The 25,686-nt window shown below is 65.1% G+C and carries 12 protein-coding genes; 2 read left to right on the top strand and 10 right to left on the bottom strand.

All coding sequences use genetic code 11. The features are described 5' to 3' along the window. Positions 1-7: 7 nt before the first annotated feature. From ACSQ9E_RS15350 to ACSQ9E_RS15315, 8 genes are all read right to left on the bottom strand, one after another. Positions 8-1,957 carry a hypothetical protein gene (locus ACSQ9E_RS15350; RefSeq protein WP_436218355.1) on the bottom strand — a complete coding sequence of 650 codons (1,950 nt, stop codon included), beginning with the start codon at positions 1,955-1,957 and terminating at the stop codon, positions 8-10. A 340-nt stretch (positions 1,958-2,297) separates the two neighbouring features. Next, positions 2,298-2,582 (bottom strand): hypothetical protein, encoded by a 285-nt coding sequence (locus tag ACSQ9E_RS15345; RefSeq protein WP_428001195.1) that lies wholly within the window; start codon positions 2,580-2,582, stop codon positions 2,298-2,300. A 17-nt stretch (positions 2,583-2,599) separates the two neighbouring features. Beyond that, the gene (locus tag ACSQ9E_RS15340; RefSeq protein WP_436218354.1) at positions 2,600-3,040 is read right to left on the bottom strand and encodes a hypothetical protein; all 441 of its coding nucleotides are present in this window, start codon (positions 3,038-3,040) and stop codon (positions 2,600-2,602) included. Positions 3,041-3,050: 10 nt separating this feature from the next. Beyond that, the gene (locus tag ACSQ9E_RS15335) at positions 3,051-5,786 is read right to left on the bottom strand and encodes a JAB domain-containing protein (protein WP_436220228.1); all 2,736 of its coding nucleotides are present in this window, start codon (positions 5,784-5,786) and stop codon (positions 3,051-3,053) included. A 117-nt stretch (positions 5,787-5,903) separates the two neighbouring features. Beyond that, on the bottom strand, positions 5,904-7,541 hold the full coding sequence (locus tag ACSQ9E_RS15330) for a hypothetical protein (RefSeq protein WP_436218353.1): 1,638 nt from the start codon (positions 7,539-7,541) through the stop codon (positions 5,904-5,906). 774 nt (positions 7,542-8,315) lie between these two features. Then, on the bottom strand, positions 8,316-8,756 hold the full coding sequence (locus ACSQ9E_RS15325) for a hypothetical protein (RefSeq protein ID WP_436218352.1): 441 nt from the start codon (positions 8,754-8,756) through the stop codon (positions 8,316-8,318). A gap of 2 nt (positions 8,757-8,758) precedes the next feature. After that, positions 8,759-17,203 carry a JAB domain-containing protein gene (locus ACSQ9E_RS15320; protein ID WP_436218351.1) on the bottom strand — a complete coding sequence of 2,815 codons (8,445 nt, stop codon included), beginning with the start codon at positions 17,201-17,203 and terminating at the stop codon, positions 8,759-8,761. A 798-nt stretch (positions 17,204-18,001) separates the two neighbouring features. Next, positions 18,002-18,913, bottom strand: coding sequence for a LysR family transcriptional regulator (locus tag ACSQ9E_RS15315; RefSeq protein ID WP_057268249.1), 912 nt, complete (start codon positions 18,911-18,913; stop codon positions 18,002-18,004). Between the two features lie 357 nt (positions 18,914-19,270). Between ACSQ9E_RS15315 and ACSQ9E_RS15310 the strand changes: the two genes are divergently transcribed. Both ACSQ9E_RS15310 and ACSQ9E_RS15305 read left to right on the top strand, forming a co-directional pair. Next, entirely contained in the window at positions 19,271-20,242 is a 972-nt protein-coding gene (locus tag ACSQ9E_RS15310; protein WP_057203450.1) for a Bug family tripartite tricarboxylate transporter substrate binding protein, read from the top strand. A 54-nt stretch (positions 20,243-20,296) separates the two neighbouring features. Further along, complete coding sequence (locus ACSQ9E_RS15305) at positions 20,297-21,883, top strand: amidase (RefSeq protein ID WP_436218350.1); 1,587 nt, start codon at positions 20,297-20,299, stop codon at positions 21,881-21,883. A gap of 6 nt (positions 21,884-21,889) precedes the next feature. Here the strand turns inward: ACSQ9E_RS15305 and ACSQ9E_RS15300 are convergent, their stop codons facing one another. Both ACSQ9E_RS15300 and ACSQ9E_RS15295 read right to left on the bottom strand, forming a co-directional pair. Continuing rightward, complete coding sequence (locus ACSQ9E_RS15300) at positions 21,890-23,704, bottom strand: RCC1 domain-containing protein (RefSeq protein ID WP_436218349.1); 1,815 nt, start codon at positions 23,702-23,704, stop codon at positions 21,890-21,892. Positions 23,705-23,806: 102 nt separating this feature from the next. Continuing rightward, entirely contained in the window at positions 23,807-25,669 is a 1,863-nt protein-coding gene (locus ACSQ9E_RS15295) for an RCC1 domain-containing protein (protein ID WP_436218348.1), read from the bottom strand. Between the last annotated feature and the right edge of the window lie 17 nt (positions 25,670-25,686).

The following is a 25,686-nucleotide window of genomic DNA, read 5'->3' as shown; positions in this document are numbered from 1 at the left end:
TTGAAAATCAGCTGGGCCTTGAAATAATATTTACATTTTTGGGTAGATTTTTCAGGTCGTCGATATCAATAGAGTCCGATAATTCAATTTCAAAGATTCCATACCCCAGTTTTTCCCTGGATTTTCCGAATGATATGTCTCTTATTGCTGCCTGTGCCCAATCATCCTTCGTGCCATTGTGATTGATTTTTCGATGTCTGTCGAATTCCTTTCGGAAATTTTCAAGATTGCTTCCGGCTAGATTTCCTGGCAATCCAGTTGGAGGTCCCCCTCTTTCTTGTGTGTAGTAAAGGATTATTTTTCTCAACATCGCTTCTGTCACTCCGTGATCATCAATCTTGATATACTCTTTTGATTCCATTTGTGCCGTTTTGCTAATATTTAGGCGAGGGCCATATTTCGTATCTTCTATGTTTGCAAAACTAACATACTCGCCCTCCACGAGCAAAGCAATGTCGTCTTCATAGGGGTTGTCTTTTGACATCCGGACCTTGAGGTCTTCTTCTTTGAACGGGATTGGCCGAGGATTTGTCTCTGTTCCCAGCGGACCTTTCTCCGGTGCTGCACCTGCGTTGTCCACTCCCGCCCCGCGGCTCATCTGGATGGGAAAGTATGGGGCGGAAGGTGCGCTGCCATTGGCCCGCTCAAGACCGTTCTGCGGCGGGGCCGAGGCTGAGCGCTCCAACTGCGCAATGCCAAACGCCAAATCCACCAGGTCCTGCCCATCAAAAGCCTGCGGATTGCCCGTCAGCTTGCCGAGCACGTCCTTCAGCGATGCGCGCACCCGCGCCAGCCAGCCCTGCACCGAGTTGTTCGGCATCAGTGCGGTAGGCTGCACGCCCAACTCCATCGCCACCTGCACGGCATAGGGGAAGAGCTCTTCGCTGCTGTAGCTGGTCTCATCCGCTCGGGCCGGCTGCGAAGCCTGCACGCGCGCCATGGCCTCGTCGTGGACCCGCCGCTCCAGGCTCCCCTCGGGCCTGATCGCCCAGCTGCCAATCACCTCGTGCAGTTGCCTCCACCTCGCTTTGCCCAGCACCGCCTTGCCATGCTTGTGCACCAGCTCGTGCGCGGCCACAGCCATCTCCTGGCCGGCTTCGATGTGGTCGGCGATCAGGAAGACGGTGTCGGTGTTGGGGTCGAAGAACCCCTGGGCCAAGCTGGTGTCCGGCGAGCCCATGTCCACCTCGCCGACCATTGGCTCCCGGTGCGCCTGGATGTCGGCCGAGGTGGCCACCACCACGCGGCCACGACCCTCTGCGAGCAGGCCCATGCTGTTGGTGAGCTTGGCCACGGCAGCGCGCACGGACTGCACGGTGGCGGGCTGGGAGGGCAGACCCATGGCCCGTGAGGGGCGGTCTGGCGAAGGGGGTGCGCTGCGGCTGAACTGTTGGCCCGTGGCGGCGGGGCCGGCCGAGGCTTGGGCGTGTGGTGACTGCTGCAGTAGCTGCCGCGCCTTGTGTACCTGGTCGAGCCCGACGACCACGCCTCCCTCGCGCCGCAGCACGCGGTCCACGCCGCCTTGGCGCAGGCGCTCCTGCAACTGTGTGGGGTCACCTCGGACCATCAGCGTGCCATCGCGCTGCATCTCCATGACTGGCACGGGCTGAAACGCTCCAGCATTCGCCTGCGATCCATGACCTGTGCGAGGTGCATCGGCGCCCACCGCGCTGAGGCCCGCTGTGAAGTCGCCAGCCGTTGGTTTTCGAGCAGTAGCGGGCGCAAGCTGTGCGGCAGCTCTGGTCCCTGGCAAGGTGACCATTGCCGATGCGCGCTGAGACCCACGGCCTGCCTGCGGGTCAGCCGGTGCAGCGAGTGGGCGGCTGAGCACCTGTTGCGCCAGTACCGCCTGGTCCACGGGCACCAGCGTCACGCCCGCAAACGGCTCGGCACCGCGCACGCCGCCTGCCTGCAGGTGCGCCAGGATGGTGGCCTGATCGCCGCCGACGACGAGCATGCCGGAGTCCAAGGCCTGGGCCTGTGCGTCTATGGGGTCGGGGCAGCCTGCTACGTCACTGGATCGTCTGTCGCGGCTGTAGAAGATCCGTTGCAGAGGGCGATCACTTCCGAGTCGATCTCTTTGTTCAGCAATTCCAGCCAGCGTGCCGCGACCGTGTTTGAACTCGCCGTTTCGAAGTGGCGCCACAAGGGCTGAAACAGGCCTGCAAACGGTGTCAAACCGGTCCCAAAAAGCGGATTACGTAGGCATCAAGTGACCTTGCGCTCGACATCAGGCTGTGCCGGTCTGGCGAATTGGGTTTTGCAGACCATCCTTATAGCTTTCGCAGAAAATTATCTCACCCTTCCTGGTAACTATCTCTCAACCAATCATCAATATTTTCATTCTCTTTAACAACATCACATATAAATAATTTTGCATTCCGAAGCCCCCCCTTCCCAAGAAGATGCATTACGTACATCGCTGCATACACATCAGCTCTTTTTCGAACAAGCTCGCGCAAATCCTCGATATGCAGATTGTACACATCCATGTAATCACGACAGCTCCCTACCTCCTGGGAAACGTCTCTCCCAAGATAAGACTTCAGCATCTCCAAACCTTCTTCATCCAACCCCGTCATGGTAACTCCTTTAAAAATCAATACCGCCTTGCAATAACATTTATTTCTTTGGGCACATTCTTAAAATCACCGACATTGACAAAACCCAGCAACTCTATTTCAAAAACCCCATACCCCAGTTTCTGCATGGCTTTACCGAACGATATGTCCCTTATTGCGGACTGCGCCCAATCATCCATTGTGCCATTGTGATCTCTTGCGCGATGTTTGTCGAACTCTTTTCGGAAATTTTTGCGATTATCATCAGTCAAATTCCCCGGAAATCCAACCGGAGGGGCGCCCTTCGTTTCAATGTGATAAGAAATCACTGCCTTCAGCATCGCCTCTGTCACTCCATGGGCGTCGATTACTATGTGCTCTCCTGATTTCTTTTTTCCATTTTTTCCAATAAATAGGATGGGATCGCCATCCTTTATTTCGATGCCGGAAAAAACAACAAGCTCTCCGTCCACGAGCATCGTAATGGCGTTACTTGGGTCGTTGTCCGTAGTTAACCTTGAAGTCTGTGAGCGGAACCGGACGCGGATGGCCCTCCGAACCCAGCGGGCCTTTCTCCTTCGCCGTCCCCGCACCGTCGTTGCCTGTATCGCGGCTCATCTGGATGGGAAGAGAGGGGGCGGAAGGTGCGCTGCCATTGGGCCGCTCAAGACCGTTCTGCGGCAGGGCCGAGGCTGAGCGCTCCAACTCCGCAATGCCAAACGCCAAGTCCACCAAATCCTGCCCATCAAAAGCCTGTGGATTGCCTGTCAACTTGCCGAGCACGTCCTTCAGCGATGCGCGCACCCGCGCCAGCCAGCCCTGCACCGAGTTGTTCGGCATCAGCGCCGTAGGCTGCACGCCCAACTCCATCGCCACCTGCACGGCATAGGGGAAGAGCTCTTCGCTGCTGTAGCTGGTCTCATCTGCTCCGGCCGGCCGCGAAGCCTGCACGCGCGCTGCGGCCTCGTCGTGGACCCGCCGCTCCAGGCTCCCCTCGGGCCTGTTCGCCCAGCTGCCAATCACCTCGTGCAGTTGCCTCCACCTCGCTTTGCCCAGCACCGCCTTGCCATGCTTGTGCACCAGCTCGTGCGCGGCCACAGCCATCTCCTGGCCGGCTTCTATGTGGTCGGCGATCAGGAAGACGGTGTCGGTGTTGGGGTCGAAGAACCCCTGAGCCAGACCTGTGTCTTGCGAGCCCATGTCCACCTCGCCGACCAGGGGCTCCCAGTGCGCCTGGATGTCGGCTGAGGTGGCCACGACCACACGGCCGAGGCCGTTGGCCAGCAGGCCCATGCTGATGGTGAGCTTGGCCACGGCAGCGCGCACGTACTGCACGGTGGCGGGCTTGGAGGGCAGGCCCCTGGCCTGTGAAGCTTGATCTGGTGGGCTGCGGCTGAATTGCTGGCCCGATAGGGAGGGCCGGGAGGGGCCTGCCCAGGCTGGGGCGCTTGGCGGCTGCTGCAGCAGGAACTGCCGCGCTTTGCCCACTTGGTCAAGCCCGACGAGCACGCCGCCCTTGCGCCGCAGCACGCGGTCCACGCCGCCTTGGCGCAGGCGCTCCTGCAACTGTGTGGGATCGCCTCGGACCATCAGCGTGCCGTCGAGCTGCGTCTCCATGCTCGCTGCGCTTGGGGAGGTCGGTGCTGGACCGCCTTCGGCAACCCGGCGCCCTTGGGTCAGCGAGAAGCCTTTGCCGCCCGTATGTACGCCCTGCTGGTGCAGCGTGCGCCCGGCATCGGGCAGCGCATCACGAAGGATGCCCGCGGCCAGTGCATCGCGCACAGGCTTGGACCCTATGTCGCCCGCGTCGCCTACCGCGAAAACGCTGCCCGAGCCTGACTGGCGCATGAAGCGGCGCACGGTGGCCGCCAGGTAGGGATAATTGCGCGTGAGGATGCTGGCTGGGGCCTCGGAGATCGCGCGCACCTTGCCATCTGCGCCGGTGCCGATGAGCGTGATCCAGCCTGGCCGCTGCATGGACTTGCCTACGATGGCCAAGTCGTCCGATCCTGCGATCCTCTCGCCCAATACCGCCATGGGCTTGCTGGCCTTGAGCAGCCTGTCCTCGCCGAAGTCTTGGTAGCGCACCATGTTGGCAGGTTCACTGCCCTGGTTCGCAGCGTCGATCACGGCGTACTTGTTGCTGTTGATGACAACGTGGGCCAGCAGGCCCGGCACATGCGCGGCGAGGGTCTTGGTCAGTTCCAGGTCCGGCCCGCTGGGCGTGGGGTTGCCAGATGGATGGTTGTGCAGCACATAGTAACCATCAGCCCCAGTGCGCTGCATGTTGTCTCGGAACTCTTGATAGTACTCAGGATGGGTCATCCCGGCCGGCACCATGGGCGTCTCGCCCGGCAGCCGCGCGCTGACGCCAGTGGCATGCACCACCTGGCCATCCTTCATGAAAAAGACCCGGAACGTCTCGAACCGGGGGTCGCGATACACCTGGGCCAGTTCGGCCAGGCGCGCGGGGCTGTCTACTTGCTGCCCGACGAGAGATTGACTGCCGGTACGCTCAATTCGCTTGGCGATTCCAAGTCCCACGAGAGTGGCGGTTCGAGGCGGTATGGCATCACCCGCCCCCCGCAAGCTGTCAGCGGTGGAAGCACTGGATCGACCAGTTGTTGGTCCTCGGCCATCGTCAGGCTGTGTAGGTTCTTGAGCGCGTCCATTGGCATCACTGTAGCCGCTGCGGTAGCTCTCTGCAACGAAGTCGCCTTGGCTTGGTGCAGGATTGTGAGGTTGCGCAGGCTGCAGGCCGCCCAGCAACTGCCGCGCCTTGCCCACTTGATCGAGCCCGACAACCACGCCGCCTTTGCGCCGCAGCACGCGGTCCACGCCGCCTTGTCGCAGGCGCTCCTGCAACTGTGCGGGGTCTCCTTTGACCATCAGCGTGCCGTCGCGCTGCATCTGCATGCGCATGGAGTGGATCTGCGTGCCATCATTCTTGTCATCAGTTTGAAGGCCGGCCGATGGATCTTGCGCGCTGCGGGTGCTGAACCGTGTCTGCCCGGTGTGCGAAGCTTCCGCGCCAACTGCCCCCGCCTGGTCGATGGCGCGCATCACGAAGCGCTCGGCCTCGTTGTAGCTCATCGCTCGGATCGAAGCGGCCAGCCGCCCCATGCCCATGCGGTCCGCCACGCTGGCCAGCCAGTTGGCCAGCGTTCGGATGCGCATGCCCAGACGGGTGCCCGCCAGCTTCTGGGCACGAAGCTCTTCGGCCACTACGGCCAAACCCTCTTCGATGGCAAGGGCCTCGTATTGGGCTGTCAGCTCAGTTCCGGTGAAGCCCCTCTCACGCAACACGCGCAGTTGATGCGGAGCATCCGGCGCTTTCGCCTTTCATTCAATCGCGTATTGCTGCACCCGTCTGTCGCGCTTTGCCAAGTCCAGCATGGACTGCACATAATCGCGGCTCGGCAATACATTGCGCACTCCCAAATGGAACATTTCATGGAAAAGCGTCTCGGCCACCGCGTCGGCGTTCTGGTGAGCCGAAGCGACGATCACGATCCGGCCCTCTTCTGGCAGCGCCGCGCCCATTACACCCTCCGGCGCCCCGACCCAAGCCTCTTCGCTCCGCCCCACGACGTCGACTGGTGGCGGGTTGCGGAGCCCCGACAAGGCCTGCTGCACAAGCTCCTGCACCTGTTCAAGAGATAGCCCTGGTGCGTGGTTACCGCTGTGCGTACTGAATTTGGATGTGGCATTGCGGGGTGAAGGCTTGGAGATGCTGGCAACTGGCACCTCTACGTTGACCGTCAACAACCTGCGAAGTACACTGGCCACGTCTCCTGAAGTTGCCTTGCTGGATCGCTCCACACCGTCCACGGTGTCGGCCCCGGAATTACCGGACTTCAGGAGGCTTTCTTTTGTGATTGCACTGTGCAGGTACATGCGCTGGCTGTTCGGCGTTGTACGAACCAGCACGGTGACTATGTTCTCCACCCCTGCAATGCTCACCGGCGCGCTGATGAAGTGGCCCGTGGTGTCGCGACTGTGCTGTGCGCTCAGTACGAGAGCACCATGCTCCACCACCTGTCTTGCTGCGGCGAACGCCACCGCCTTGTAAGGATTCATGCGGTGTGCCATTGAGTCGCGCACCGACCGTTCGTCCAGCACCACCTGACCAATTTCTCTGTTCGTGGCTTTGTTGCCGAAGCCTTGGAACAGTCTCACCGCCCAGTCGCGCAGGAGCGGATACCCGTGAGGCGCTTCGTTGCCTTTGAGCACAGCCGCAGGTGCTCCTTGCAGTATGCGCGCCTGTTCCTGAATTCTGGATTCGCGTTGAGCATCGTCACTTGATGATGCAACTGAGGTGGCTGAGGGCGATTCGAAGGCGACCGAACTGGCGTGGAGGGCATTGATGGGTGGCGATCCTGCAGTGTCTGCGCCTTCGCTTATCTGCGCAGGGTGGGGTTGGGGTGCACCCAGCAACTGCCGTGCCTTGTCTACTTGGTCGAGCCCGACGAGTACGCCGCCCTTACGCCGCAGCACGCGGTCTACCCCGCCTTGGCGCAGGCGCTCCTGCAACTGTGCAGGGTCGCCTTTGACCATCAGCGTGCCATCGCGCTGCATCTCCATGACTGGCACGGGCTGAAGCGCTCCAGCATTCGCCTGCGATCCATGACCTGTGCGAGGTGCATCGGCGCCCACCGCGCTGAGGCCCGCTGTGAAGTCGCCAGCCGTTGGCGTTCGGGCAGTAGCGGGCGCAAGCTGTGCGGCAGTTCTGGTCCCTGGCAAGGTGGCCGTTGCCGATGCGGGCTGAGACCCACGATCCGCCTGCGTGCCAGCCGGTGCCGCGAGTGGGCGGCTGAGCACCCGTTGCGCCAGTGCCGCCTGGTCCACGGGCACCAGCGTCACGCCCGCAAAAGGTTCGGCACCGCGCACGCCGCCTGCCTGCAGGTACGCGAGGATGGTGGCCTGGTCGCCGCCGATCACGAGCATGCCGGAGTCGAGGGCCTGGACCTGGGCGTCCATGGGGGCGGGGGACTGGGGCTGGACTTGTGCCGCTGCGGTATGGCGGGCTGTGCCGTACTGGGTAGTTGTGGGTGCTGCTTCTGCAGCGCTGGCATCCACTTCGGCATTCAGCGTGGACGCTGTTGGGGCCGGAGCTGGGGTGCCGGGTGCCTGGGGGACTCTCTCCGCCTGGCTCGCATCGCTGTTGACCTGTCCTTGCGGCAAGGCGTTGGCGCCTTGTTGGGTGCCGCTGCGGTTGCCGTCAGTCGATGCCGGCAAGGGCGTCGCGGGGGTGGCCGATGGAGCGGCAGGTCCTGATGGCCTAGTGCTGTCTGTGTCGGGAGAGTCTCGGCTTTCCCTGGCGGTAGCTACCTACGTCAAACTATTGGGTGACATTGAGCGCGGACTCGTCTTGGTAGCCCGTTGCTGACGACGTAGGGACCGGTGACGGCACCGGCATGAGGCATGCTTGAGTTGCCGGTGCCGTGCGCACCTTATGACCCTGCGTTGCCGGCGGGTCGCTTCGTAGGAACCTTCAGGGGGCTGAGGGCGCTCGACGTTCAGCCATGCGAAATCAAGATTTGCAAGGATTAAGTTTTTACTGTTTTGTGCCGCCTGTAGAAGTCATGCCAAATTTCTCGGACATCCCCCAATTCCATCTCAAATATGCCAGCCACAATTAGCATGCAGTCGGAGGTTGTCCAACCATCAACTTTTAGTCTCGCGAATACCTCATGGCTGCTTGCGCCAGAATTTTTCATCTCTATGTAAGGCCTCATTTTTTCGGATGTGGAATTATTCATTTTTCAAACGCTCCATTTTGCGCAATGTTGGCACATGCTTGCTGAATCCATAGCCTCTAATGAAGACGGATTCCCCTTCTGAAAAACCACGCTTAGCCAATAGCCTTGCGAGACGAGTATTCCTAATATCTGCTCCAAACAGTTCCAGATGGCTAACTCCAAGAGTCTGACCTAGTGATCGTGCTTGGTTTGAAAAATTCATTATAGCGCCACTCTCATCGCTGATCAAATCCCAAATGCCTGCTCTAAAGATTCCTCTATCTAATTTGAAAACGTATATCACTGATTTTTCAGTGGATGGGTCTTCGAAAATTACCTGTTCACCTTGAAGAAAATCTCTGCGTTGTTTTGCATTCATTCCAAATTTATGGAGTTCTATTAAGGTGCGCCGGGAAGGTCGAGCAAGGAGTTGTGATCCTGGTCGTTTGGGCATGCTCACCGTCTCAATTTTTGTATGCCTCGATATTTTTTGAATGATTTTCCTTTCCTTTTGACTGCCGTAGCGCGCTCCCGCTGCGCAATGCCAAACGCCAAATCCACCAGGTCCTGCCCATCAAAAGCCTGCGGATTCCCGGTCAGCTTGCCGAGCACGGTCTGCAGCGATGCCCGCACCCGCGCCAGCCAACCCTGCACCGAGTTGGCCGGCATCAGCGCCGTAGGCTGCTCGCCCAGCTCCATCGCAACCTGCACGGCATAGGGGAAGAGTTCTTCTCTGCTGTAGCTGGTCTCATCCGCTCCGGCCGGCCGCGAACCCTGCACGCGCGCTGCGGCCTCGTCGTAGACCCGCCGCTCCAGGCTCCCCTCAGGCCTGTTCGCCCAACTGCCGATCACTTCGTGCAGTTGCCTCCACCTCGCTTCGCCCAGCACTGCCTTGCCATGCTTGTGCACCAGTTCGTGCGCGGCCACTGCCATCTCCTGGCCGGCTTCGATGTGGTCGGCGATGATGAAGACGGTGTCGGTGTTGGGGTCGAAGAACCCCTGGGCCAGACCGGTGTCTTGCGAGCCCATGTCGACTTCGCCGATCAGGGGCTCCCAATGCGCCTTGATGTCCTCTGAGGTGGCAACCACCAAGCGGCCGCGACCCTCGGCGAGCAGGCCCATGCTGTTGGTGAGCCTGGTCACTGCGGCGCGCACGGACTGCTCGGTGGCGGGCTTGGCGGGCAAGCCTCTGGACCGCGAGGTGCGGTCAGGCGAAGGCGGTGCGCTGCGGCTGAACTGCTGGCCCGACAGGGAGGGGCGGGAGGGCAGGGAGGGGCCTGCCCAGGCTGGGGCGCTTGGCGGCTGCCGCAGCAACTGCCGCGCCTTGTGTACCTGGTCAAGCCCGACGACCACGCCGCCTTTGCGCCGCAGCACGCGGTCCACGCCGCCTTGGCGCAGGCGCTCCTGCAGCTGTGTGGGATCGCCTCGGACCATCAGCGTGCCGTCGCGCTGGATTTGCATCTGCACTGAGTCGGTTGGCTGCGCGAAAAAAGTTGCAGCACCGGCTTGCGGAGCTTGTGCGCGGCGGGTGCTGAACCGTGCCCGGCCAGAGTTCTCCATCTCGCCGCTTGCCGCTCCCGCGTGGTCGATGGCGCGGATCACAAAGCGCTCGGCCTCGCTGTAGGTCATCGCCCGGATGGCATCTGCCAGGCGGTTCATGCCCATGCGGTCGGCAACGCTGGCCAGCCAACCCGCAAGCACTCGCACCTGCTCTCCGAGACGCAAGCCTGCCTGCATGCGCCCGCGCAGTTCCTCGGCCACCACGGCCAGGCCTTCCTCGATGGCCAGGGCTTCGTACTGCGCTGTCAGCTCGCTGCCGGCGAACCCGGCATCGCGCAGGGCTTGTAGCTGCATCGCCGCTTCAGGAGCGTCCTTCTTCCAGTCCATCGCGTACTGGTGCACTCTGGCGTCGCGCTTTGCCAGATCGAGCATGGCCTGCACATAATCACGCCGGGGCAAGATGTTGCGCAGCCCCGCATGGAACAGCTCATGAAAAACCGTCTCTCGAACCTGTATGACCTGCCGATGATTCTCGACGACGATGGCAAGCCGATTCCCCGTCCATACACCCATTGCACCTTCCGGCGCGACTATCCCCAGGTCAGCGGCCCGCAGCACGACATCGACTGGTGGCGGGTTCCGGAGGCCCGACAAAGCCTGCTGCACAAGTTGCTGCACCTGTTCAAGCGATAGGCCTGGGCCCTGGTCATTGCTGCGTGTGCTGAACCGAGGCGTCGCATCACCGGCAGCGTCCCCACGCGCATTGCGCCGCTCTATCTCCTGGGCTAAACTGAACAGGTCCCCAGCGGAGTGGTTCACGGCGCGAGCCGGGAGCTGCACCCCATAGAGGGTTGTTCTAGGGTCGGTCTTTCGTGGATCGGCTATCTCGCCAACCCACTCCCCCCGCTGGGGATCTTTTGTGTTCAATTCCAGCCCGTCCTCGCGGGCTGCAGCTTCCAACCACTGGGCGCTGGGCACATGCTCGTTGAGTTCCACCGCCTCCACTGTGTACAGTGTGTTGGCCCGTCCTTCTTGCCCCGTTTCCTTAACGGTCAGCTTGACCAGCTTTGAGCGTCCATTCACCTGCATGTGTGCGAAGAAGCGGTGAACTGCCCGAATGTTCACGTCGTCACTTCGGTCCTGCTTGCTCCAACCCAGGATTGCATGCTCAAACAAGCTGTCCGCATTGGCTACGGCCATGGCATGCGTAGCGGGTGTCTCGGACTTGGCCACCGCCTTGCCGCTGAGCATCTTGTCGAGTGAATTGCGCGATACCACTGCCTTGAGGCCAGTGGACTCGTTGGTTAGCTCTTTGCCCTGAAATTGCTTAACCGCCTCGCGTGCTTCGCTGAAGGTTGATGCTTCGCGCACCTTCGGCACACGGGTTCGGCTGAACAACAAGGCAGTGCGTTGGGCCGTTCCATGCACAAGGTCAGTTGCGGCACCAGAAGTATCGTCGCGTGTGGAGCGTTCCCGCTGCGCAATGCCAAACGCCAAATCCACCAGGTCCTGCCCATCGAAAGCCTGCGGATTCCCGGTCAGCTTGCCCAGCAAGGCCTGCAGCGATGCCCGCACCCGCGCCAACCAGCCCTGCACCGAGTTGGCTGGCATGAGCGCCGTAGGTTGCACGCCCAGCTCCATCGCCACCTGCACGGCGTAGGGAAACAGTTCTTCGCTGCTGTAGGTGCCCGGCTCTGCACTGTCTGGACGCGAAGCTTGCACGCGTGCCATGGCTTCGTCGTAGACCCGGCGCTCCAGGCTCCCTTTGGGCCTGTTCGCCCAACTGCCGATCACCTCGTGCAGTTGCTTCCATCCTTGTTCTCCCAGCACCGCCTTGCCATGCTTGTGCACCAGCTCATGCGCGGCCACGGCCATCTCCTGGCCGGCTTCGATGTGATCGGCGATGAGGAAGACGGTCTTGCTGTTGGGGTCGTAGAAACCTTGTGCCAAGCCCGAAACCGGCGACCCCAGATCGACTTCGCCGACCAGAGGCTCCCAGTGCGCCTGGATATCTGCTGAGGTGGCCACCACCACGCGGCCACGACCCTCTGCCAGCAGGCCCATGCTGTTCGTGAGCTTGGCCACGGCAGCCTTTACGGACTGCACGGTGGCGGGCTGGGAGGGCAGGCCCTGGCTGGTGTGGGCGCCTGGACGCGCGCCAGGGCCTTCGCCTTGTGCGCGGCGGTAGCCAGCCAAGTGCTTTTCCGATAAAATCCGTCGCGTTCCCGGCTTGTTTTGGACCGCCGTACTGGGCAATCGGAGCCCAGCCTGCGCCAAGATGGTCGGGAACTTTTTTTGGTCGACATACCGCGCCAGTCCGTCCCTCAACCAGCGGCCATAGGGCGGCGGCCCGTCGTCCTTGTCGTATGCGTTGACCAGTAAATGCAGTCGCAGCGCCGCGGAGCCGATTTCCGCGTCAGGCTCTACGACCATGAGTACATGCGAACCTTGCACTGTCTCTGGGGCGACCACCACCAGCCTTCCTGCAACGGTATCCGAATCAAAAACCGCAGCTGGGCTTTCCAGCCATTGCGGTACCTTCATCCACTCAGCAGCAGTCATGTGGGGATGCTTGAACTGTCCTTGCAAGACTTTGCTTTCCTGCAAGTACAGTGGTGTTGCCGCGTATCCAAGCAAACCCAGCATGTCAGACGAGTCCAGAACAGTGACGCCGATTCTGTTTGCTGGCGCTCCCGCAAACAATGCATCGATTCGGGCCTCGTAGGCAGTTTTGGTCGCTGCAGTTCGAGAGAACTGCAACGTACCTGCACCGGCTGCACCCGATCCCTGCGACTGGTGTGCGGATGTGGTGTTGAACCGGGCTTGGCTGTTGCCTTGGGCATCGCCATCCTTGCGCCCCGCATGCTCGATTGCCCGCATCACAAAGCGCTCGGCCTCGTTGTAGGTCATGGCTCTTATGGCCCGCGCCAGCTTGGCCATGCCTGCCTTGTCAGCCACGGTGGCCAACCATTGCGCCAGTGCTCGGATGCGCGATGGCTTCCAGCGCGTTCCCATGCTCAAATCGACATTCAGCTCCTCGGATATCCGTGCCAAGCCTTCCTCAATGGCCATCGCCTCCAACTGCCCTTGCAGTTCACTGCCTGTGTATCCAAGGCGCGCCAGTTGCTCACGCTGTTGCGGCACGATGCCAGTGCGCTTCCACTCATTGGCATACTGCTGAACCCGCGTGTCGCTTGCCGCCAGGTCCAGCATGGTCTGCACGTACTGCGCGCGTGGCACCAGAAAGCGCACACCCCGATGGAGCAGTTCATGGAAAACGACCAGCCGCACGTCCAGGTCCGAGCCCACGCCCGACTGGAACACATAGATATCCCCACTCCCGAGGGTAATGCCCGATGCCATTACTTCCGCAGGCACGACGAGTTCGATATCTCCGGGGCTGCCCACGGCCTTGACTGGTGGCGCACCAGCAACCCCCGCAAGAGTCTCCTGGATCACCTGGTCGATGCGTTCAAGCGAAAGCTCCGCCTTGGGGAGCGTTGAACGGGTGCTGTAGCGGCTGGCAGGCGAAGGTCCATCTTCGGCTTTGCTTGCTGATGCGTTGCGGCTGAACTGCTGGCCCGACAGGGGGGAGGGCAGAGAGTGGTCCGCCGAGGCCGAGGTGCGTGGCGGCGGCTGCTGCAGCAACTGCCGCGCCTTGCCCACTTGGTCGAGCCCGACAACCACGCCGCCCTCGCGCCGCAGCACGCGCTCCACGCCGCCTTGGCGCAGGTGCTCCTGCAGCTGTACGGGGTCGCCCTTGACCATCAGCGTGCCGTCGCGCTGCGTGTGCATGCTCACGGCGCTTGGGGCGCTCGACCCAGGTTCGCCCTCGGCGACCCGGCGCCCCCGGGTCAGCGAGAAGCCTGTGCCGCCCGTATGCACGCCCTGCTGGTGCAGTGTGCGCCCTGCATCGGGCAGCGCGTCATGCAGGATGCCGGCGGCCAGTGCATCGCGCACAGGCTTGGACCCTATGTCGCCCGCGTCGCCTACCGCGAAAACGCTGCCCGAGCCTGACTGGCGCATGAAGCGGCGCACGGTGGCCGCGAGGTAGGGATAGTTGCGCGTGAGGATGCTGGCTGGGGCCTCGGAGATCGCGCGCACCTTGCCATCCGCGCCGGTGCCGATGAGCGTGATCCAGCCTGGCCGCTGCATGGACTTGCCCACGATGGCAAGGTCGTCTGGCCCAGCCATCTTTTCGCCCAATACCGCCATGGGCTTGCTGGCCTTGAGCAGCCTGTCCTCGCCGAAGTCTTGGTAGCGCACCATGTCGGCAGGTTCTCTGCCTTGGTTCGCAGCGTCGATCACGGCGTATTTGTTGCTGTTGATGACAACGTGAGCCACGAGACCCGGGACATGCGCCCCCAGCATGCGTGTGAGTCCAACGTCCTCAGGGCTGGGCGTGGGATTGCCCGACGGATGGTTGTGCAGCAGGTAGTAAGAGTCCGCCCCAGTCTTCTGCTTGATGTCGCGCATCTGGTTCACATACTCTTGCTCGCTGACGCCAGCAGGAGCCATGGGCGCTGTGCCAGGCATGCGGGAACTAACGCCGGTGGCATGCACCACCACGCCGTCCTTGACAAAGAAAACCCGGAACGTCTCGAACCGGGGATCGCGATACACCTGGGCCAGCTCGGCCAGGCGTTGCGGGCTGTCTACTTGCTCGCCAAGGAGGGATTGGCTGCCGGAGCGTTCGATTCGCTCGGCGATTCCAAGTCCCACGAGAGCGGCGGTCCTACGTGGTAGGGATGTTCTTCCATCCCGCCGCAGAATCCCCTGGCTGCTCCCTTGGTCGTCGGCTGGCTCCATTCGCCCGGCAAATCCGACTCCCACGAGAGAGGCGGTCCGATGCGGTAAGGGTGCTCCACCACCCCGCCGCAAAGCACCATCGCCGGCCGCTCGGGCGTCGCCTTGAGTGGGTCCGAGTCCATCGTCGGGCTGGGTTGGTTCTTGAACGCGTCCATTGACACTACTGTAGCCGCTGCGGTAGCTCTCTGCAACGAGCTTGCCTTGGCTGGGTGCAGGATTGTGAGGTTGCGCGGGCTGCAGGCCGCCCAGCAACTGCCGCGCCTTGTCCACCTGATCGAGCCCGACAACCACGCCGCCTTTGCGCCGCAGCACGCGGTCCACGCCGCCTTGTCGCAGGCGCTCCTGCAACTGTGCGGGGTCGCCTTTGACCATCAGCGTGCCGTCGCGCTGCATCTGCATGACTGGCGCAGGCTGAAATGCTCCCCCATTCGCCGGTGAGCCATGCTCTGTGCGTGAGGCGCCGGCGCCCACATCGCTGGAGCCCTCCTTGGAGCTGCCAGCCGTTGGCGCTCCACCTCGAGGGTCTGCGGGCGCGAACCGCGAGGCGGCTCTGGCCTGTGGCAGGGTGGCCGTTGCCGATGCGCGCTGAGACCCGCTCCCCACCTGCGGGCCAGCCGTGACGGCGAGTGGGCGGCTGAGCACCCGTTGCGCCAGTGCCGCCTGGTCGACGGGCACCACGGTCACGCCCGCGAATGGCTCGGCACCGCGCACGCCGCCTGCTTGCAGGTGCGCCAGGATGGTGGCCTGATCGCCGCCGATGACGAGCATGCCGGAGTCAAGGGCCTGGACCTGTGCGTCTATGGGGGCGGAGGCCGGGGGCTGGACCTGTGCCGTTGCCGTGTGGTGGGCCGAGCCGTGCTGGGTAGTGGCTGGCGCTATGTCTGTGGCTGCGGCGCTGGCATCGGCTTCAGCGTTCGCAGCGGAAGGCGTTGGGGCCGGAGCTGGGGTGCCGGGTGCATTGGTTGCGGGATCGGCGGCGCTTGCCTGGGTGGCTGTCTCTGCCTGATCTGCGTCGCTGTTGACCTGTCCGTGCGGCAAGGCGTTGGCGCCTTGCTGTGTGCCGCTGCTGTTGCCGTCCGTCGATGCCGGCATGGGCATCGTGGGCGTGGCCGATGGGGCGGCAGGGCTTGGTGTGGTCGCCGCGCCGGTTGCAGCATCCTGTGCCGGCAGGGCCTCGGCCTGGCGCAGTATCTCGGCTTCGGCTCGGGCTTTCTTGTCGGCGGCGGCTACGTCCGACCATTGGGTGGTGTTGGGCACGGGCTCGCCGTGGTAGCCCGTTGCTGGTGCCGTGGAGCCTGATGAGGGCGCTGGAGTGGGGGCGGTGGTGTTGCCGGTGCCTCCCTCATAGGTCCCTTCACCGGCCTGGGGTGCGTGCGGTGCGGTGGATTGGTCCTGTACGCGCGGTGCGGGCTGCGTCACACCACCTCCCAGCACGCGCCGTCCCCCGCTCATCATTGCGCCCTGCATCACGGTCTGGGTGATGGTGTCGCCCAGCTGTTGGACGTAGTCGCCCAGCGTGGCGTTCGGGTTCAGCGCCATGCCGGAGGGGGCCCATTTGTCCACGGCGAACTGGCCGGTGGTGGTGAGCACCTCGCCGGGGATTTCCTTTTTGACCAGGTTGGCCAGAAAGCCCGCCAGCGCATCCCCGTGCATGCCGGCGGTGGCCTTGCGGATGGCCCCCATGTTGCCCTTGAAGCCGAACTTCTCGCCGATCACCTCGAAGGCGGCGAATGCGCCTGCGCGCCCGGCCGCCTGCTGCGGGTCGAGCCCGCGCGACTTGCCGTCGCTGTACTCCTGCCCGAACGATTGCACCGCTATGCCGCCCATGCTGAGCAACTGCGACGGTACGAAGCTGCCCGCGACCAGCATGGGCAACTGCTGGGTGATGGAACTGACGGCACCTTCGAAGTTGCACTGCAGGTGCGTGCCGCGCTCGCCAATGGCCTGCTCCATGCCGCGCAATGAGGTGGCGCGGTCTGCGGTGCGTTGCCGGGTTGCATCGTCTGCGCCGGTCAGGTCTTCGATGGCCTGGCTCAAGCCCACCACACCCTTGCCCAGGCCCAGCCCGCCTTTGGCGACGCCGCGCACCACTGCGTTGTTGAGCAGGTTGGCGGGGCGGTCGGGGTCGAACAGGTTCTTGGTGTCGAAGTCGTAGGTGGAAGGCTGCACCGTGCCGCCAAGGGCCTTGATCTCTTGCCCCGGTGCGACGCCTGCGGCTGCGCCTTCACTGGCCGCGCGCCGCGCGAAGTCGGGGTGCTCGCCCTTGGCGATCAGTGCCTTGGTGCGGCCTTCGGCGCGGGTATCGAGCAGGGTTGCGGTGGGCGAGCGCGACAGGGCGCCTTCGTCTGCCCGCGCGAACTGCGCGGCCCTCTCACGTGCGAGTTGGCCCTGCCATCCTGGCATGGACTGCATGCGCTGGCGGTCTTCAGGGTTGGCTGCGTTCCATGCGTTGCCAAAGGCCTGGCGCACCTCGGGCCGCACCGGGGCGAAGCTGGCGCTGGGCAAGTCCGCAGGCGGTGCGGCGCGTTCCAGCACGCTGCCAACGCTGGCTGGCGTGGCCTTGCCGGCGGTGGCCTCGGGCTGGGTGGCCACCCATCGTGCGGCGGCGCCGATGCCCGGCAGCATCCAGGCCAGGGTCTTCGCACCCGACGCCAGCTGGCTCTTCACCTCATCCACGAAAGGCTTCTGCGTCGCCGGGGCCTGGCGGTACAGCAGGCTGCGCGGGTCGTCGGCGGCGCCCAGCCTGCCGTCTGGCGGGGCAGGGGGCTGGTCTGGCCTTGCGGCTTGCGGTTGCGGCGCCCCCGGCACGGGCGTGCTTGCCTGGGGCCGCGCGGGCCGGGGCCGTGCCGAGGGGGCCGGTGCTGGCCCCGGGGCGGGCACCTGCGCATCGGCCTGCGTTGGGGGCGAGAGGGGTGCAGCGGCCGGTGCCGCCAAGGCATCGCCAGCGTTGCCCTCTTCTTCCCGGCGGTAGGAGGCCAGGGCCTGGGCGTAGTCGCCATCGAAGGCCTCCAGGCGCGAGCGCAGCGAGGCTGCGGTGTCGAAAATGGAATCGACCGAGCCGCCAGGGCCCAGCGCGCGCAGCACGTCGGCGTCCACCCCGTATTCGCGGGCGGCAGCCTCCAGGGCTGCGTCAAGAGGTACTGGGCCGGGCGGCATGGAGGCGGGCGGGTCCGCAGGCCAGGCGGACCAGGGCGTGGTGCTGTCATCGAGGGTGAAAGCGCCCCAGGCCTCGTCTTGCGAGGCCAGTTCGTACAGGTTCATGGAAAGGGCTCCGCGCGGAGGTTGGTGGTACGAGACCACTCTGGCGCGCGGATCAGCCGCTGGGGAGTGCCGGCATATATGCAGCAGGGCGGGGGGCCAACCCCCACCCACCCGCCCGCCCGCCCGCCGCTACCCGGCCCTGATGTGCTCGGTGAGGAACTGCACGAAGGCCTTGCCTGCGGCGGGGAGGGCGCGGCCGGCCAGGGTCTGCACCTCCAGGTAGCGCTCGTTCATCTCGCGGTCGCGCAGGGCAATGGCCACCAGCTCCAGCGACTGCAGGCGGGTGCGCACCGAGAGTTCGCCGTAGAAGGCGATGGATTCGAGCGCGGTGGCGGCGTAGCTCACCAGCGAGTCGGCGTGGTTGCTGGTGATGGCGGTGGCGTACTGCAGGCCCTGGCGGCTGCAGCTGGTGTCCAGCAACTGGCGGATGGAGCTGACCGGCGTGGGCAGGGCCAGCGGGTAGGCCACCACCTGGCTGAGCGATAGCTGGCGCTGCGCGGCCAGCGGGTGGCGGCGCGACATGACGGCCAGCACCGGGCAGGGGTGGCGCAGCTCGAGCTTGATGCCGGGCTCGGGCAGGCCGCTCAGGGTGATGCCGATGTCGGCCTCGCCGTCGCGAATGCGGCCCGGCACGTCGCCCTGGGCGCACATCTCCAGGTGGAAGCGAATGCCCTCATACGTTTCGCCAAAGCGCGCGATCAGCGTGGGCAGCAGGTCGTAGGCAAAGCCGGCCGCGCTGGCCACGCGCACAAAGCCCTTGCGCAGGCCGCGCAGGGCGGATATGTCGCTGAGCACACGCTCGTTGTCTTGCTGCACGCGCTTGGCGTGCGCGGCCAGCAGCTCGCCTGCCGCATTGGGCACCATGCCGCGCGCCTGGCGCTCGAAGAGCAGGGTGTCCATCTCGCGCTCCAGGCGCGCCACCTGCCGGCTTACGGCCGAGGGGGCCACGTTCAGGCGCAGGGCGGCGTCTTTCACGGAGCCGGCGCGCACCACTTCGAGGAAGTAGCGGACGGCGGTCTCTTGCAGGATGTGGCTGGCCATGGGGTTTCCTGTCGGTTCAGTTATCTATCGCGCTATGCGTTGCCCGCAGCCCATGCAACTGGCGCGGCCAGAGCCAGTGCCCCCGTGCAAGGGCCGCCCCGCCGCACTGGGGGCGTCCCCCTGAGGGGGAAGGCGCGAAGCGACTCAGGGGGCATCTGGTTCAATTGCTTTTTCGGCAATCGACAATTCTAAACATTGCGCTTGTTGCATTCAATACCGCCTCCTACCATGGCTGCATGGCGTGGATGTGACGCTGACGACCAACCGACCTCTCTTTCAGGAATGCTGTTCATGAAAACACCGATGCCGCTGTCTGCTCTCCGATCCAACCCTGCGCGCGCCCACCGCCTGCACGCCATGCTGTTCGCCGGCCTGGCCAGCGTGGCCGCGCTGGCTGCGTTCAGTGCCCCCGCGAAGGCGGCCGAAACCACATTCCCCACCAAGCCCATCACGCTGGTGATCCCCTTCCCGCCGGGTGGCGCCACCGATGTGCTGGGCCGGGTGATCGCGCTGCGCATGGGCCAGGCGCTGGGCCAGCCCATCGTGATCGAGAACCGCGCGGGCGCGGGCACCATCATCGGCGCCAGCTACGTGAGCAAGGCGCCGGCGGACGGGTACACGCTGCTCATGAGCTCGGGCACCACCTTCACGGTGAACCCGGCCATCCGCAGCAACCTGCCGTACGACCCGGTCAAGGGCTTCGAGCCCATCGGCATCTCGGGCCGCACGGGGCTGATATTGCTGGCCAACCAGGAGGTGCCGGTGCAAAGCGTCAAGCAGTTCGTCGACTACGTGAAGGCAGCGCCGGGCAAGTATTCGTACGGATCGTTCGGCAGCGGCACCACGGCGCACTTCGCGGGCGAGACCATCTTGCAGGCCACGGGGCTGAAGATGGCGCACATCCCCTACAAGGGCAGCGCCCCGGCCATGACGGACCTGATGGGCGGGCAGGTGCCCTTCACCGTGGACACGGTGAGCGCCGCCATCCCGCAGCTCAAGACCGGCAAGATCAAGGCCATTGCCGTCACCACCGCCAAGCGCTCGCCGCTGCTGCCCAACGTGCCCACGCTGGCCGAGGCCGGCTACCCCGACATCAACCTGGACACCTGGCTGGTGGTGGCCGCCCCCAGGGGCCTGCCGCCCGAGGTGCGCGCCAAGCTGGAGAAGGCCCTGGCCACCACCGTGGCCGACCCCGAGACCAAGGCCAAGCTGACTGCCCAGGGCATGGAGCCGGCGTTCAGCAGCGGCGCTGCGGCCAGCGAATTGATCCAGCGCGAATTGCCCGCCATGCGCGCCGTGGCAGCCCGTTCCAACATCACTGCCGACTGATCCCCGCGCTGTGCGCGCAGCGCACGGTGCCCTGAACAACATTGCCGAGACAACATGCCAGACATCGCTTCTTCCACCGCCACCCCATCCGACCGCCCCGACACCACCAGCCGCCCCGGCGACGCGCTGGTGGAGCAATCCGCCGTGGCGCTGCGCCGGCTCATCGGGCGCAAGGAGATCTCGCCCGTGGAGCTGCTCGAGGCCTGCATCGACCGCATCGAGCGCATCAACCCCTTCGTGAACGCCGTCACCGCCACCTGCTTCGACCGCGCCCGCACCGAGGCACGCGCGGCCGAGCAGGCCGTGGTGGATGGCACTGCGCCCCTGGGCCTGCTGCACGGCCTGCCGCTGGGCGTGAAGGACCTGGAGCCCACCGAGGGCCTGCTCACCACCTGGGGCTCGGCCATCTACCGCGACCATGTGCCCACGCAGGACATCGAGCTCGTGGCGCGCCTGCGCCGGGCCGGTGCCATCGTGGCGGGCAAGACCAATGTGCCCGAGCTTGGCGCGGGCGCCAATTCGCGCAACACGGTGTGGGGCGCCACGGGCAACCCGTTCAACCCCAACCTCAATGCCGGGGGCTCCTCGGGCGGCTCGGCGGCCGCGCTGGCGTGTGACCTGCTGCCGGTGTGCACGGGGTCCGATACCGGGGGCTCTCTGCGCATCCCCGCAGCCAAGTGCGGGGTGGTGGGTTTTCGGCCATCGCCCGGCGTGGTGCCCAGCGTGCGCAAGCCGCTGGGGTGGACCCCCATCTCGGTGGTCGGCCCCATGGGCCGCACGGTGGAAGACGCCTGCCTGCAACTGGCCGCATCGGCCGGCATGCAGGCGGGCGACCCGCTGAGCTACCCGCTCGATGCGCTGAGCTTCCTCACCCCGCCCGAGGTGGACCTGGGCCGCTTGCGCGTGGCCTACACCGAAGACTTCGGCACCTGCGCGGTGGATGAGGGCATACGCGCCACCTTCCGCACCAAGATTGCGGCCATGAGGCACCTGTTCCGCAGCTGCGACGAGGTACAATTCGACCTGGGCGACACCCACCGCTGCTTCGACGTGCTGCGCGCCGAGGCCTTCGTCGCCGGCATGCAGGCCGCCTACGACCGCGACCCCGACAGCCTGGGCCCCAACACCCGCGCCAACTACGAGATGGGCAAGCGCATGAGCCTGCTCGACAGCGCCTGGGCCCAGGCCGAGCAGACGCGCATCATCCAGGCCACGCAGCGCACGTTTGCCGATTACGACCTGGTCCTGTCGCCCACCACACCCGTGTCGCCTTTCGCGTGGACACAGCTGTATGCCGATGTCATCAACGGCGAGCAGCAGGCGACCTACTACCGCTGGCTGAGCCTGACCTATGTGGTCACGCTGATGACGCACCCGGCGCTGTCGCTGCCCTGCGGCGTGGACCATGCGGGCATGCCGTTTGGCCTGCAGATCGTGGGTGGTTTTAGGCAGGACCACCAGGTGCTGGGGGCATCGCTGGCGCTGGAGCGGGCGTTTGCGGCCAAGCCCGAGCTGCGCCGGCCCCGGCCGGATCTGGCGGCGCTGCGGCGGGCGGTGCCGGATTTGCGGTCGATTGTGACCATGCCGCCGGTGCTGGGTACGGCGGCGCAGGGGGCTGCTGCGTCGGTGTCGGTGGTGTGATGCAGTCTACGCGGCAGAGCCGACTTTCGCCTTGGCGCGCAGCAGGCCCTTTTTCTGCCCGAGGGTGTAGAAGACAATGACATCCACCTCGCCCGAGGTGCCGATGGTGGGGCATCCCTCTGCTGCGCCGTAGTAGATGGGCTCCTGCTTCATCCCTGGGGGAACCGGCTGGCCTGGTTGCAAGCTCTGCTGTGAGAGCCAGTTTGTCGCCGTGGTCAGCACGGTGAAGCGGTGCCGCTCTCGGATCGGAAACTCCATGGACTGCCCCCCGCTCTCGATGCGCACGGCGGTGGTGACCAGTCCATCGGGCAGGCCTTGTGCTCCGCCCCGGATGGCATGGGGGACGATCATCTCCCAGCAGGGGCCCGAACCGGGCATCAGGTCGACGTAGGGGCCAGCCTGTAGCTGCATGCCGCTGGCGATGCCCGCGTCCCGGCTCGCCTGGAACACCCATTGGCTCAGCGGCCCCAGGTCAAGCAGCCGCCCGCCGCTTTCCGGCCCCAGGTACATCAGGTGCGGAGTTCCGTGGCCGTTGACGGCGAGCTTGTGGCCGCCGGGGTACTCGCGCAGGTAGTAGGGGCCGTCGATGTGCGCGGGCACCTGGGCTGCCTGCGGCGCAAAGGTCTGCGGCATCGTCTTTTCTGCCCAGTCCAGCACCAGCGCCGCGTCGTGCACAGGGCCCAGCCCCTGCACCGCCATGGGCGCTGCAGAGCCCTGGGGCAGGCAGATGGCCAGATCGGGGGGTGGGTTGTAGGTGGCGGGCACGCCGGGGTAGAAGCTGGTGGTCATGCGGCAGGGGGCGCTGTTCCAGCCGGCGCCTTCGCCCCAGCACTGCACGTACCCGCCTTCGAGCACGGCGCAGGCGGCTGTTCTGCCCGCGCTGATGGCCGTGGCGTCCGTGATGCCCGTGACCTGGCCGGCAGTGCCTCCGGCGAGGCCCGTGCCCAACTGCCCATTGGCATTGTTGCCCCAGCAGGACACGGTGCCGTTCACCAGCAAGGCGCAGGTATAGCCGTTGCCCACCGCCACGGCCTTGGCGGCGGCGGCAAGGCCTGTCACCTCGACCGGCGTGGTCAGCGGGCCGCTGCCTGCCGGCACGCCCAGTTCTCCATAGCGGTTGTTGCCCCAGCAGGAAACCTTGCCGCCCCATCGCAGCACGCAGGCGTGGCCATCGAAAAGCGATACCTCCAGCGCATCGCTGATGCCCGGCACGGTGCGCGGCTGGCGCGGGTCGTCAGCAGCCCCCGCAAGCCCGCTGCCGGCGCCCACGCAGACCACCTTGCCGTCCAGCCGGGCCACGCAGGTGCTGCCATGACCAGCCGCTACGTGCCGCACGTCCGACAGGCCATCCACCGCTGTTTCCGTGCCTATCTGGGTCTGCACGTGCCTGCCGAGTTGCCCCTGGCTTCCATCGCCCCAGCACGAGATGCGCGTGACAAAGCGAAAGCACGCATGCGTTGCGCCCACGGCAATGGCGTCGGCGTTGTAGTAGCGCGCGACGGTCTCGGGCACGGGTGGCCCGCCCAGTTGCTGTAGATCGTTGCTCCCCCAGCACTTGACCGATGCATTGGTCAGCAGGGCGCAGCTGAAGTCACGCCCCACCTTCACATCCTTGATCGAATAGGGGCCGAAGTCAGGGGCGGCCAGGCTGCCCCAGCAGGTGATTTTGTGGGTGTCCGCCGCCGAGCAGCCGTGGCTGGTGCCCATGCTCACAGTGGTGGCCATGGCCACCGTTGGCGCAAAGGCCGCGGACAGCAGCAGCGCTGCGGTTAGGAGCACCATTTTCTGGAGAAGCCGCGGCGCGCTGGTTGTGCTGTGCATGGTCATGGTCCTTGAAGGCGGGAAAGCGCAAACGCGCCGGGGCAAAGATGTCGGGATGGTGGACGTTGATGCTGCAGAGCGCTGTGCGCAGGGGCGTGCAACTCAGTACGCCGCCCCCACCTTGGCCCGCGTGCGCAGTTGCCCCTTGCGGCCGCCCAGGGAGTAGAGAACCGTCACACCCACCTCGTCGTCCGGGCGCACGGCCACGGGGCAGCCTTCGGCGATGTCGCTCAGCACCGTCTCCAGCTTCATACCGGCCGGCATCGCCTGGCCCGGTTGGAGGAAGCGCTGCGTGACCCAGTCCGTCTCGGTGATGAGGCGCTCGCTCGCATACTGGCCCAGGCCACGGATGGGGAACTCCATGCTCGTGCCGCTGGTGTTCTGCACCCGCACGCTGGTGGCGACCAGCCCTTTGGGTAGGCCGTTCGCGCCGCCGCGAATGGCAAAGGGCACCAGGAAGTAGCTGCACGGGCTGGGGATCCTGTCTATGAAGGCGACACCAGGCATGAGGTTGAGGTAGGGCGCGGCCTGCAACTGCATGCCGCTCTTGGTGCCTTCTTCCTGGCGCGCCTCGCTCAGCCACCGGTCGAGCGGGCCCAAGTCGAGCAGCCGGCCCTCGCTGATGGGCCCCAGGTACAGCAGGTGCGGTGTGCCGTGGGCGTTGACGCCCAGCGTGTGCCCGCCCGGGTACTGGCGCAGGTAGAACTGGGTATTGCCTGGATCGGGATCACTGGACGCCTGGGCCTGGAAGGTGCCGGGCATGGCTTTCTCAGCCCAGTCCAGCACCTGGCCTGCGTCGCTGGCCACGCCCAGGGCCTTGATGGCCAGGGGCGCGAACGAGCCAGGCGGACGGCAGATGGCGATGTCGACGATGGGCCCCCACGAAGCGGGGTGCTCCGGGTAGGTGCCGCCCAGTGTGCCGCAGATGCCGTTGCCCCAACCCGCGCCCTGGCCCCAGCACTGCACGTAGCCACCCTGCAAGGCCACGCAGGCCGCTGTCTGCCCGGCGCTGAGGGCGGTGGCGGTGGTGATGCCGGTGACCAGCCCGGTGGCGGCACCCCCCAGGGCCGTGCCCAGCTGGCCGTTGGCGTTGTTGCCCCAGCACTTCACAGTGCCGTTGACCAGCAGGGCGCAGCTGAAGCCGTTGCCCACGGTGACGGCCTTGGCCGCAGCGCCCAGGTTCGTCACCTCGACCGGGCTGCGTTGGATGTCGCCACCGGCCGGTATGCCCAACTGGCCATGGCTGTTTTGCCCCCAGCACGACACCTTGCCCCCGGCGCGCAGCACGCAGGCATGGCCGTCGAAGAGTGCAACCTCGCGTGCATCGGTGATACCGGGCACGGTGCGTGCCACGCGGGGCTCATCGAGGCCGCCGGAGAGCTCGCTGCCCAGGCCGACGCAGGCGACCTTGGCGTCCCACTGCACCACGCACGTGGCGCCCTGGCCCGCCGCGAGGTGCACGGCCTTGGACAACCCTTCCACCGCGATGGGCGCCGCCGAGCTGGCAGCACCGCCGGCACCCAATTGCCCTCGGCTGCCGTCACCCCAGCAGTAGGCCTGGGTGTCGAGCAGGGCGCAGGCATGCGTTGCGCCTACGGCCAGCTGCGTGATGCGCCACAGGCCTCCTACGCTCGGGCCGGCGGAGGATGGGGAGTTGACGCCCAGCTGCGAGAAATCGTTGTTGCCCCAGCAGCGCACGGTGCGGCCCGCCATCAGGGCGCAGCTGAAATCGCGCCCGGCCCGTACGTCGAGCACCGTGTCAGGCGCCTGGTCCTGTATGGGCAGGCTGCCCCAGCAGGTGGGCTGGTGGGTGTCGGACACCGAGCAACCGTGGCTGTGGCCCACGCTGATCGTGGTGGCCGTGGAGGTCGATGGTGTGAAGGCAGCGGGCAGGAGCAGCGCTGCGATGGCCAGTGCCTTGCGCACCAGCCGCGATGCAAGCATCGGGGTGTGTCTGACGTCCATGGTCCTCAACCTCTCAA

It is taken from the genome of Acidovorax sp. LjRoot118, from assembly GCF_964253575.1.
Classification (GTDB): domain Bacteria; phylum Pseudomonadota; class Gammaproteobacteria; order Burkholderiales; family Burkholderiaceae_C; genus Acidovorax.
Note: the sequence above shows the minus strand (reverse complement) of the source record. Positions and strands in the feature narration are given on the sequence as shown.

Bases quoted from the DNA above. Each gene is read 5' to 3' on its own strand.
- ACSQ9E_RS15340 (WP_436218354.1), bottom strand. From the start codon at position 3,040: ATGCTCGTGGACGGAGAGCTTGTTGTTTTTTCCGGCATCGAAATAAAG.
- ACSQ9E_RS15350 (WP_436218355.1), bottom strand. From the start codon at position 1,957: ATGCTCGTCGTCGGCGGCGATCAGGCCACCATCCTGGCGCACCTGCAG.
- ACSQ9E_RS15325 (WP_436218352.1), bottom strand. From the start codon at position 8,756: ATGCCCAAACGACCAGGATCACAACTCCTTGCTCGACCTTCCCGGCGC.
- ACSQ9E_RS15330 (WP_436218353.1), bottom strand. From the start codon at position 7,541: ATGGACGCCCAGGTCCAGGCCCTCGACTCCGGCATGCTCGTGATCGGC.
- ACSQ9E_RS15345 (WP_428001195.1), bottom strand. From the start codon at position 2,582: ATGACGGGGTTGGATGAAGAAGGTTTGGAGATGCTGAAGTCTTATCTT.
- ACSQ9E_RS15310 (WP_057203450.1), top strand. From the start codon at position 19,271: ATGCTGTTCGCCGGCCTGGCCAGCGTGGCCGCGCTGGCTGCGTTCAGT.
- ACSQ9E_RS15315 (WP_057268249.1), bottom strand. From the start codon at position 18,913: ATGGCCAGCCACATCCTGCAAGAGACCGCCGTCCGCTACTTCCTCGAA.
- ACSQ9E_RS15305 (WP_436218350.1), top strand. From the start codon at position 20,297: ATGCCAGACATCGCTTCTTCCACCGCCACCCCATCCGACCGCCCCGAC.
- ACSQ9E_RS15300 (WP_436218349.1), bottom strand. From the start codon at position 23,704: ATGCACAGCACAACCAGCGCGCCGCGGCTTCTCCAGAAAATGGTGCTC.
- ACSQ9E_RS15295 (WP_436218348.1), bottom strand. From the start codon at position 25,669: ATGGACGTCAGACACACCCCGATGCTTGCATCGCGGCTGGTGCGCAAG.